This window comes from Kitasatospora sp. NPDC007106, from assembly GCF_040634455.1.
GTDB lineage: Bacteria > Actinomycetota > Actinomycetes > Streptomycetales > Streptomycetaceae > Kitasatospora > Kitasatospora arboriphila.
Genome location: NZ_JBEYFP010000169.1, coordinates 1 through 10,711, shown reverse-complemented (window position 1 = coordinate 10,711; position 10,711 = coordinate 1). Strand labels below are relative to the sequence as shown.

Below are 10,711 nucleotides of genomic sequence, written 5' to 3'. Positions count from 1 at the left end.
CGGTCGACCGGCAGCCCGGACGGGTCGTCGGCGCGGCCGAGCGGGACGGCGGTGAAGGGCAGGCCGGCCGCCGCGCAGAGCCCGGCGAAACCGCCCCACTCCGGCGCCGCCGCGACGGCGGTGCGGCCGCGGACGAGCGGTGCGGCGGCGTCCAGCAGCAGCCGCATCGCGGTGCGCGGACCGCAGGGCAGACAGAGCACCCACGCCGGGTCGACGACCGCGCCGTGCCGTCGGCGGTACCACTCGGCGACCAGGCGCGGGCCGTCCGGATCGGCCACGGTGTAGCCGAACGCCGGGTGGCGGGCCCGCTCCGCGAGGGCGGCGCCGATCGCGGCGGGGCCGGGGAGGTCCATGTCGGCGAGGCCGAGGGCGATCCGGCCCCGGCCGGCCCGGGCCCACTTGCTGCTGCCCGTCCCGCTGCGGTCGAAGGACTCCGTCACCGCCGCTCCTTCCGTCCGGTCGGCGGGCAGCGACCCGCCGTCTCCACGCTACGGGTGCGCCGGGCGACCGCGCAGCATGCCCAAAAGGGGAGCGCTCCCACGGGAGTTCAGGTTTCGCATCGTCAACTCCGTCCGATGCCTTGACGGGACATGGCCTTCGTGGCTTGATATCCCATGAGCTCAGGGCCTGGCCCTGAAGCGCGGGTTGAGAATTCCCGCTGCTCCGACGACTCGTCGACCGAGCTCCGACTGTTCCATCGACGTATCGTCGATCCCCAGCAAGTGGGAGCGCTCCCACCCGCGACTCCCTCCGATGCACGTCAGGGTCCCTCCCCCACCCGAAAGGACTCCGTAAGTGCCTTCCCCCATCATGCGGCGTCTGCGCACGTCGGCAGCGGCCGCGGCGCTGGGCGTCGCAGCCGTGCTGCCGCTCGCGACGGCCGTCCAGCCCGCAGCCGCAGCCGAGGCCAAGCTCGACAACCCGTATGCCGGCGCCAAGGTCTATGTGAACCCGGACTGGTCCGCCAAGGCCGCCGCCGAGCCCGGCGGTTCCGCGGTCGCCAACCAGCCGACCTTCGTCTGGATGGACCGGATCGCCGCGATCAGCGGCTCCTCCTCCGCCAAGGGCCTGCGCGCCCATCTGGACACCGCCCTCGCCCAGGGCGCCAACCTGGTGCAGATCGTCATCTACGACCTGCCCGGCCGCGACTGCTCCGCCCTCGCCTCCAACGGCGAGCTCGGCGCCACCGAGATCGGCCGCTACAAGACCGAGTACATCGACCCGATCGCCGCGATCATGTCGGACTCCAAGTACGCGGGCCTGCGGATCGTCAACGTCATCGAGCCCGACTCGCTGCCGAACCTGGTCACCAACGCCGGCGGCACCGCCGGTTCGACCGACGCCTGCGCCACCATGAAGGCGAACGGCAACTACGAGGCCGGCGTCGGTTACGCCCTGCACACCCTGGGCGCCATCCCGAACGTCTACAACTACATCGACGCCGCGCACCACGGCTGGCTCGGCTGGGACTCCAACATGGGCCCCGCCGCCACCGAGTTCAAGAAGGCCGCCACCACCGGCGGCGCCACCGTCAACGACGTGGCCGGCTTCATTGTCAACACCGCCAACTACAGCGCGCTGACCGAGCCGTACTTCAAGGTCACCGACTCGGTGAACGGCACCACCGTGCGCCAGTCCAAGTGGGTCGACTGGAACTACTACGTCGACGAGCTGTCCTTCGCCCAGGCGCTGCGCACCAAGCTGATCGGCGAGGGCTTCAACAGCAGCATCGGCATGCTGATCGACACCTCCCGCAACGGCTGGGGCGGCACCGCCCGTCCGGCCGGCTCCGGCCCGCTGACCTCCGTCGACGACTACGTCAACGGCAGCCGCGTCGACCGCCGCATCCACGCCGGCAACTGGTGCAACCAGAGCGGTGCCGGCCTCGGCGAGCGCCCGACCACCGCGCCCGCCACGGGCATCGACGCCTACGTGTGGGCCAAGCCCCCGGGTGAGTCCGACGGCGCGAGCCAGGTGATCCCGAACGACGAGGGCAAGGGCTTCGACCGGATGTGCGACCCGACCTACACGGGCAACGGTCGCAACGGCAACAGCATGACGGGCGCGCTGGCGAACTCGCCGCTCGCCGGTGCCTGGTTCTCCGCGCAGTTCCAGCAGCTGCTGGCCAACGCCTACCCGCCGGTCGGCGGCACCACCACCGACACCCAGGCGCCGACCGCCCCGACCGGTCTGACCTCGTCGGCGAAGACCTCCAGCAGCGTCTCGCTGTCCTGGACGGCCTCCACCGACAACGTGGGCGTCACCGGCTACGACGTGTACCGGGGCAGCACGCTGGTCGGCTCGTCCGCGACCACCTCGTTCACCGACACCGGTCTGACCGCCTCCACGGCGTACAGCTACACGGTCAAGGCGAAGGACGCGGCCGGCAACGTCTCGGCGGCCTCCACGGCGCTCTCCGTCACCACCTCGGCCGGCGGCACCACCGACACCCAGGCGCCGACCGCCCCGACCGGTCTGACCTCGTCGGCGAAGACCTCCAGCAGCGTCTCGCTGTCCTGGACGGCCTCCACCGACAACGTCGGTGTCACCGGCTACGACGTGTACCGGGGCAGCACGCTGGTCGGCTCGTCCGCGACCACCTCGTTCACCGACACCGGTCTGACCGCCTCCACGGCGTACAGCTACACGGTCAAGGCGAAGGACGCGGCCGGCAACGTCTCGGCGGCCTCCACGGCGCTCTCCGTCACCACCTCCGGCACCAGCAACGGTTCCGGCTGCACCGCCACCTACAAGGTGAGCAGCGACTGGGGCGCCGGCTTCAACGCCGACGTCACCGTCACCAACAACGGCACCACGGCGATCAACGGCTGGAAGGTCACCTGGACCTACGGCGGCCAGCAGAAGATCTCCAACCTCTGGAACGGCAGCTACACCCAGACCGGCCAGGCGGTGACCGTCACCAACGCGGCGTACAACGGCGCGATCGGGGCAGGCGGCTCGGCGAGCTTCGGCTTCGGGGCCACCAACTCGGGCGGCAGCAACGCCGTCCCGACGCTGACCTGCACGGCGCTGTGACCCGCACCGCGACCTGATCGCGGACCCCGGGCGGCCGATCCCACGGCGGTGGGATCGGCCGCCCTCCCGCATGCGGGGGCAACCCCTCAGGGCAACGGAAACCCCTCAGGGGCGCGTGGGGGCACCCGACGGGTCACCCCTGCTCAGGATGCCTGGCAGCGAGTTCGAAGGCGGAGTTGACCAGGGCCACGTGGCTGAACGCCTGTGGCATGTTGCCGAGTTGGCGTCCGGAGTGCGGGTCCCACTCCTCGGCCAGCAGTCCGACGTCGTTGCCGAGCGAGACCAGTCGGACGAACAGGTCGCGGGCCTCGCCGGTCCGCCCGATCGCGCCGAGGGCGTCCGCGAGCCAGAACGAGCAGGCCAGGAAGGCGCCTTCGTTGCCGGGGAGGCCGTCCGCGGGGGAGCCCACCGAGTAGCGCCGGATCAGCCCGCCGTGGTCCAGCCCGGTGCGGACGGCGTCCACCGTGCGCACCACCCGCGGGTCGTCCGGCGGCAGGAAGCCGCTCTTCACGACGAAGAGCGTGGCGGCGTCCAGGTCCTGTCCGCCGTAGTCCTGGACGAACAGGCCGCGGCGGCGGTCCACGCCGTTCTCGCAGACGTCCGCGTGCACCGCGTCCCGCATCTCCCGCCAGCGGTCCACCGGGGCGGGCAGGCCGGTGAGTTCGGCCATCTTGAGGGCGCGGTCGGCGGCGACCCAGGCCATCACCTTGGAGTGCACGAAGTGCCGCCGGGCGCCGCGTACCTCCCACAGGCCCTCGTCGGGTTCCGTCCAGTGCTTCTCCAGGTAGGCCATGAGCGTCCGCAGCAGGCTCCAGACCTGGCGTTCCATCGGGATCCCGGCCTGCAGGGCGAGGTGCATGGTGTCCACCACCTCGCCGTAGACGTCGAGTTGGAGCTGGCGGACGGCGACGTTGCCGAACCGCACCGGCGTCGAGCCGTCGTAGCCGGGCAGCCAGTCGGCCTCGATCTCGGGCAGTCCGCGTTCGCCCGCGACGCCGTAGACGGCCTGCAGGTCGCCGGGGTCGCCGGCGATCGCCCGCAGCAGCCACTTGCGCCAGGCGGCCGCCTCCTCGCGGAAGCCGCCGCGCAGCAGCGCGGAGAGGGTGAGGCTGGAGTCGCGCAGCCAGCAGAAGCGGTAGTCCCAGTTGCGTTCGCCGCCGAGCACCTCGGGCAGTGAGGCGGTGGGGGCGGCGACGATCCCGCCGGTGGGCTCGTAGGCGAGTGCCTTGAGGGTGATCAGCGAGCGCAGCACGGCGCGGTGCCACTCGCCGTCGTAGTGGCAGTCGGACGCCCAGCGCTCCCAGCCGTCGAGGGTGCTGGCCAGGGCCTGCACGGAGTCGGCCCGGGGCGGGGCGTGCAGGTGGGAGGGCTGCCAGGTGAGCACGAAGGGCACCTGGTCGCCCGCGGAGACGGTGAAGTCGGAGGCGGTCGTGCCGTCCTCGCCGTAGGTGTGCACCCCGGTCGGCACCCGCAGCCAGGCGGAGTCCGGGCCGGCGACGGCGACCCGGTGGTGCTCGGTGCGGCGGACCCAGGGGTGGACCCGGCCGTAGTTGAACCGCAGCCGCAGCTCGCCGCGCATCGGGACGGTGCCGGAGACGCCCTCGACGATCCGCACCAGTTGGGGGGCGCGGTCGCGCTGCGGCATGAAGTCGATGATCCGGACGGTGCCGTCGGGGGTGGCCCAGAGGGACTCCAGGACGAGGCTGTCGCCGAGGTAGCGCCGCCGGGTGCACTCGCCGCCGGTGGCGGGTGCGATCCGCCACGCGCCGTGCCGGCGGTCGCCGAGCAGTCCGGCGAAGCAGCTGGGGGAGTCGAAGCGAGGCAGGCAGAGCCAGTCGACCGAACCGTCCTTGCCCACCAGGGCGGCGGTCTGGAGGTCACCGATGAGGGCGTAGTCCTCGATGCGTCCGGCCATCATGACCATTCTCCGCCGAAGGCGTCAGGAACCGCGCGGCGTAAGGAATCCGGGGCCGGCAGGGGTGGAGCCGGGAACTTCCGTTCCGCTTGCAAGGAAGATCAGATCATAGGAAAATCATGTCGAGTTGTTGGCTTTTTCCTGAACCGGAGGGGGTGCCGTCATGCGGCAACCGAACTGGGTGCCCGCCGGAACAGACCTCGAGAAGCCCAACGCGGCCCGCATGTACGACTACTACCTCGGCGGCTCGCACAACTTCGAGGCAGACCGGCAGATGGCCCGCAAGGCGGTGGAGCTCTGGCCGGAGCTCCCGCGGATCATGCGGGCCAACCGGGCGTTCCTGCGGCGGGCCGTCCAGTACCTCGCCGAGTCCGGCATCACCCGGTTCCTGGACATCGGCTCCGGGATCCCCACCTTCGGCCCGGTCCACGAGGCCGCCCGCCGGACGGCCCCCGACGCCCGTGTGGTGTACGTCGACAACGACCCGGTCGCCGTGGCGCACAGCCGCCTGCTGCTGGAGGACGACCCGCTCAGCAGCGTCGTCCAGGCCGACCTGCGCCACGTCGACGACCTGCTCGCCCGTCCCGAGGTGAGCGGCCTGCTCGCGGCGGGCGAGCCGGTCGCGGTGCTGCTCGTCGCGGTGCTGCACTTCGTGCCGGAGTCCGACGACCCGCACAAACTGGTCGCCGCGCTGCGCGACGCGCTGCCGCCCGGCAGCGCCCTGGTGCTCTCGCACGCCTCGCTGGAGGGCCGCCCCGACCAGGCCGGCTCCCACCAGGACCTGTACCGGAAGACCCCGACCCCGCTCACCATGCGCGGTCGGGAGGCCATCGAGGCCTTCTTCGACGGCTTCGAGCTGGTCGAGCCCGGGGTGGTCTACCTCCCCGAATGGCGTCCGGACGATCCGCAGGAGGTCGGCCCGCATCCGGAGCGGATGACGGGCGTGGCCGGCGTCGGACGACTCCCGTGAGCGGCGGGCTGCCGGTGGGGGCCGGCAGCACGGAGGGCCTGCGCAAGGAGTGGGCCCGGCTGCTCGGCGGCAACCACGGCGGAGCGGTCCACCCGCGGGTCGTCGACAGCCTGGTCGACCGCACCGCCGAGCTGCTCGACCGGGCCCGCCGTGCCCGGCCCTTCGACCCCGTGCCCGCCCGGCAGGCCGGCGCGCTGCTGGTCGACGCGCACTTCACCGATCCGGAGGTGCTGGCCCGGGCGGTCGAGATCCTGCACCGGCAGCCCGCCGCCGACGGCGTCGGCCCGATGCTCTCCGGCGCCTTCGCGGCCGGCTGGGCCGCGGCCCTGCGCGAGCGGACGCTGCGCGAGCAGGAGGCGATCCGGCTGGCCGCGGACACCGCCCGGCACGGCGTGGAGCGCGCCCTGCGCGAGTCCGAGGCCCGCTTCCGGGCGCTGTTCGAGAGCGCGGCGATCGGCATCGGCATCGGGGACGTCGAGGGCAACATCCTGGCCGTGAACAAGGCCATCGGGGAGATCTTCGGGGTCGGCACGGAGGACATGGCGGGCCGCCGGGTCGGCGACCTCGTCCACCCCGAGGACACCCCGGGCGTGTGGGAGGCGTACGGCGACCTCATCAGCGGCAAGCGCGAGTACTTCCAGGTCGACAAGCCGTACTACCGGCGCGACGGCGAGGTGGTCTGGACGCACCTGACCGTCTCGCTGATCCGCGACGCGGACGGCGTGCCCAAGTACCAGGTCGCCATGCTGGAGGACATCACCGACCGTTACCGCCTGCAGGAGCGGCTGCGCCACCAGGCGACCCACGACCCGCTCACCGGCCTGCCCAACCGGGCCGCCTTCTTCGAGCGGCTGGAGCGGCTCTTCGAGGAGCCGGAGCCGGGCGCCCGGTTCGGTCTGTGCTACGTCGACCTCGACGGCTTCAAGGTGGTCAACGACAGCCTCGGCCACGACATGGGCGACCAGCTGCTGACGGCGGTCGCCAGCCGGCTGGACGCCGCGCTCACCCCGCTCGGCCACATGGTGGCCCGGCTCGGCGGCGACGAGTTCGTGGTGCTGCTGGAGAACTGCCGGGGCGAGCAGGAGGCGGTGGCCGCGGCCAAGACGGTGCTCGCCGCGCTGGCCAAGCCGGTGATCGTCGGCGACCACAAGCTCGCCGTCGGCGCCAGCGTCGGCGTCCTCGAACGCCGGGTCGCCACCACCACCCCCGGCGCCGCCGTGCGGGCCGCGGACCTGACGCTCTATCGGGCCAAGGAGGCCGGCCGCGGCCGCTGGACGCTCTTCGACCCCAAGGAGAACGCCCGCGCGGTCAGCCGGTACGCGGTGTCCGTGCGGATGCCGTCCGCGCTGGACCGCGGAGAGTTCTTCATCGACTACCAGCCACTGGTCAACCTCGCCGACGGGTCGCTCGCCGCGGTGGAGGCGCTGGTGCGGTGGCGTCACCCGCAGCTCGGCGTGCTCGGGCCCGAGGAGTTCGTCGGCACCGCCGAGGAGACCGGTCTGATCATGCCGCTCGGGCGGTGGGTGCTGGAGCAGGCCTGCGGCCAGGCGGCCGACTGGGTGCGCCGGTTCGGCGACCGGGCGCCGCAGTTGAACGTCAACCTGGCGGTCCGTCAGGCCCGCAACGCCGGGCTGGTCGCCGACCTCGACCGTATCCTGCGCGCGAGCGGTCTGCAGCCCGGCAAGCTGCAGCTGGAGATCACCGAGTCCACCGTGGTCGGCCCCGAGGACGAGGCGCTCAAGTCGCTGCACGGCCTGGTCGACCTCGGCGTCTCGCTGGCCGTGGACGACTTCGGCACCGGCTGGTCGAACCTCGCCTACCTGCGCGACCTGCCGGTCTCCGGGCTGAAGATCGCCGGCTCCTTCGTCGGAGACCTGCACGACCCGGCCAAGGACACCCACCTCGGCTGGCGGATCGTCAGCGGACTCGTCTCGCTCGCGCACACCCTCGGGCTGACCGTCACCGCCGAGGGCGTGGAGAACCGCGCCGACGCCGAGCGGTTGCGGCTGATGGGCTGCGACTGGGCGCAGGGGTGGCACTTCGGCCGTCCCGTCCGCCCCGGCGAGATCGCCCGCCGGATCGCCGAGGCCAACCTGTCGGAGACGGTCGACCTCGCCGAGTGAGGGGCCGTCGACCGCCCGTCGAAAAATCGGGCAATTCAGATAAACCGCCCCAAAGTCCTTGACTCGGCGTGACCGCCGTGAGGATGATGGCTCCAACCGGTACCGCTACGGCGGGACGCCAGGTACCGGCCGTCACCGTCGGCGCCGCGTGCGCCCGAGACGACCGACGCATTCCGAGGGCAGGGCCCGGGGGGCTCACCGAGGCCGCGGGGGACGCAGCCCGAGCGTCGTTGATCCGTCTCCACCCCGTTTCCGCGGGCACCCCTGTGCCCTGCCGCCTCCCGAGAGGCCGCTCGCGATGAGCACCACTGCGTCTTCCGACCCGCACCAGCCGTACCCGATGCACAACGGCCGGCCCATGCGCCGAGCCACCGACAGGGCGGAGGGCGCACCGCAGCCCATGCGCCGGGCCGGGGACCTCGCCCCCCGGCACACCGTCAGCCTGGTCGTGCCGGCCCACAACGAGGCCCGCAACATCCCCTGGGTGTTCGAGCAGATCCCCCGCTGCGTGGACGAGGTCATCCTGGTCGACGGCTCCTCCAGCGACGCCACCCTCGCCATGGCGCGGCACTGCCTGCCGACCGTGCGCAACGTCCAGCAGACGGGCCCGGGCAAGGGGAACGCCCTGCGCACCGGATTCGCCGCCGCCACCGGCGAGTACATCGTCATGATGGACGCCGACGGCTCGATGTGGCCCGGCGAGATCCCGCACTACCTGCACTTCCTCGACAACGGGTACGACTTCGTCAAGGGCTCGCGCTGCATCGCCGGCGGCGGATCGCTCGACCTCACCCGCATCCGCGCCCTCGGCAACCGCGCCCTGATCGCCGTGGTCAACCGGCTGTACCACACGGTGCTGACCGACCTCTGCTACGGCTACTGCGCGTTCAACCGCAGCTTCCTCGACGAACTCCGGCTGCGCTCGTCCGGCTTCGAGATCGAGGCCGAGATGATCGCGCACGCCCTCCGCTCGGGTCTCCGCATCGCCGAGGTCCCGAGCCTCGAACTTCCCCGCCGCAGCGGTCGCTCGCACCTCCACGCCGTCTCCGACGGCCGACGGGTGCTGCGGACGCTGATCGCCGAGCGTCCCGGAGCCAGGTCCGCGGCGCCCGTTGCCGTGGGGGAGCGATGATGAATGGCTACGACCGGCGCACCCCGGCAGCCTGCCCGCGCCCAGCCGCGCGAGAATCGCTCTACACCCCCGTCCGGGTGGTCGAGCTGGACCTGGACGAGCCCGGGCGGCTGCATTCGCCCGGCGGTCTCGGCCCCGTCGACCCGGAGGGCCGCGTGTTGGCGTTGGTGCGGCTGCACGGACACCCGCTGGGGTTGGTCGAGGCCACAGGCACGGCAGGCGATCCCGCCACGCTGCGCCGGGCGCTGGTCGAAGCCGCTCACCGGGAACTTCGCGTTCCCTCCCTGTCCACCGCGACACCCGCGGCGCGTCCCCGCCGGACCGGGCCGCCGCGGGTGCCCGCGGACTCGCCGACCGTCACCGTGGTGGTCTGCACCCGCAACCGGCCCCAGTCGCTCCGCAGCTGCCTCGACTCGCTGCTGCGCACCGACTACCCGTACGTCGAGGTGGTCGTGGTCGACAACGCGCCGGTCGGGACCGCCACCCGCGACCTGATCGAGGCGCTCTACTCCGACCAGGTCCGGTACGTCTGCGAACCGCTCCCCGGCCTCGCCCGGGCCAGGAACGCCGGGCTCGCCGCCGCCCGCGGCGACGTCTGCGCCTTCGCCGACGACGACCTCGTGATCGACCGGGGCTGGGTCGCCGCGCTCGCCGAACCCTTCCGGGCCGACGACCGGATCGGCTGTGTCACCGGCCTGGTGCTGCCCGCCGAACTCGACACCGCCGCCCAGGCCGTCCTGGAGCGCTACGGCGGGTACTCCCGCGGCTTCGCCGCCCGCAGCTGGTCGCTGCGCGAGAAGGACGCCGACCCGCTGCAGCGGTTCTCCGTCGGCCGGTTCGGCTCCGGCGCCAACATGGCCTTCCGCACCGACCTGCTGCGCGCCGTCGGCGGCTTCGACCCGGCCACCGGCGCCGGCACCCCCGCCCGCGGCGGCGAGGAACTGTACGCCTTCTTCTCCGTCTACAACGGCGGACACGACATCGCGTACCAGCCGGAGGCCATCGTCTGGCACCGCCACCCGCGCACCGACGAGGCGCTGGCCCGGCAGATCTTCAACTTCGGCGTCGGCTTCGGGGCTTACCTGACCGCCGCCGTCGCCCACCGGCCCGACGTGCTCGCCGACCTGATCCGCCGCCTGCCGCAGGGCCTGTGGCGCTGGCAGGCCGTCCACCGCCGGCGCGCCGCCGAGGGCTGCGGGCCCGAGCCGGTGGCGGGCCTCGGCCGCCGGGAGTTCCGGGGCCTGCTGTACGGCCCGTTCTCCTACCTCTACACCGTCTGGCACCAGCGCGGCGCCCGAACCGGAGAGTGATCACCATGACCGCCGCCACCGCGCTGCCCGACCCGCCGGCCGCGATCGTCGACCTCGACCTCGCCCACCCCCAGGAACTGCGGGTCCCCGGCGGTGCCGCCGCCCCGCCGCCGACCGGCGGCCCCGTCCTCGCCCTGGTCAGACGGCACGGCCGCCCGCTCGGCCTGGTGACCACCACCGCGTCCCGGGGCGACACCTCCGGGCTGCGGGCCGCGCTGCTCGCCG

Annotated in this window: 6 protein-coding genes and 2 pseudogenes; 6 read left to right on the top strand and 2 right to left on the bottom strand. The window is 72.8% G+C overall.

Features of this window, described 5'->3' with window-relative positions; all coding sequences use genetic code 11:
- Nucleotides 1–440: pseudogene (locus tag ABZ641_RS16235) on the bottom strand (hypothetical protein); the annotation flags it as partial.
- 370 nt (nt 441–810) lie between these two features.
- Here ABZ641_RS16235 and ABZ641_RS16230 point away from each other — a divergent pair.
- Complete coding sequence (locus ABZ641_RS16230) at nt 811–3,036, top strand: glycoside hydrolase family 6 protein (protein ID WP_359982414.1); 2,226 nt, start codon at nt 811–813, stop codon at nt 3,034–3,036.
- A 133-nt stretch (nt 3,037–3,169) separates the two neighbouring features.
- On the opposite strand, the gene ABZ641_RS16225 is transcribed toward ABZ641_RS16230, so the two are convergent.
- Nucleotides 3,170–4,951, bottom strand: coding sequence for a glycoside hydrolase family 15 protein (locus tag ABZ641_RS16225; protein ID WP_344625462.1), 1,782 nt, complete (start codon nt 4,949–4,951; stop codon nt 3,170–3,172).
- Between the two features lie 163 nt (nt 4,952–5,114).
- Here ABZ641_RS16225 and ABZ641_RS16220 point away from each other — a divergent pair, with 163 nt between their 5' ends.
- From ABZ641_RS16220 to ABZ641_RS16200, 5 genes and pseudogenes are all read left to right on the top strand, one after another.
- Nucleotides 5,115–5,921 (top strand): SAM-dependent methyltransferase, encoded by an 807-nt coding sequence (locus tag ABZ641_RS16220; protein WP_344625461.1) that lies wholly within the window; start codon nt 5,115–5,117, stop codon nt 5,919–5,921.
- Nucleotides 5,918–8,044 (top strand): EAL domain-containing protein, encoded by a 2,127-nt coding sequence (locus tag ABZ641_RS16215; RefSeq protein ID WP_344625460.1) that lies wholly within the window; start codon nt 5,918–5,920, stop codon nt 8,042–8,044. Before ABZ641_RS16220 ends, ABZ641_RS16215 begins: the two co-directional genes overlap by 4 nt.
- A gap of 298 nt (nt 8,045–8,342) precedes the next feature.
- Complete coding sequence (locus ABZ641_RS16210) at nt 8,343–9,176, top strand: glycosyltransferase family 2 protein (RefSeq protein WP_344625459.1); 834 nt, start codon at nt 8,343–8,345, stop codon at nt 9,174–9,176.
- Entirely contained in the window at nt 9,173–10,486 is a 1,314-nt protein-coding gene (locus ABZ641_RS16205) for a glycosyltransferase (protein ID WP_359982410.1), read from the top strand. The genes ABZ641_RS16210 and ABZ641_RS16205 overlap by 4 nt, the downstream gene beginning before the upstream one ends.
- Nucleotides 10,487–10,491: 5 nt before the next feature.
- Nucleotides 10,492–10,711: pseudogene (locus ABZ641_RS16200) on the top strand (hypothetical protein); the annotation flags it as partial.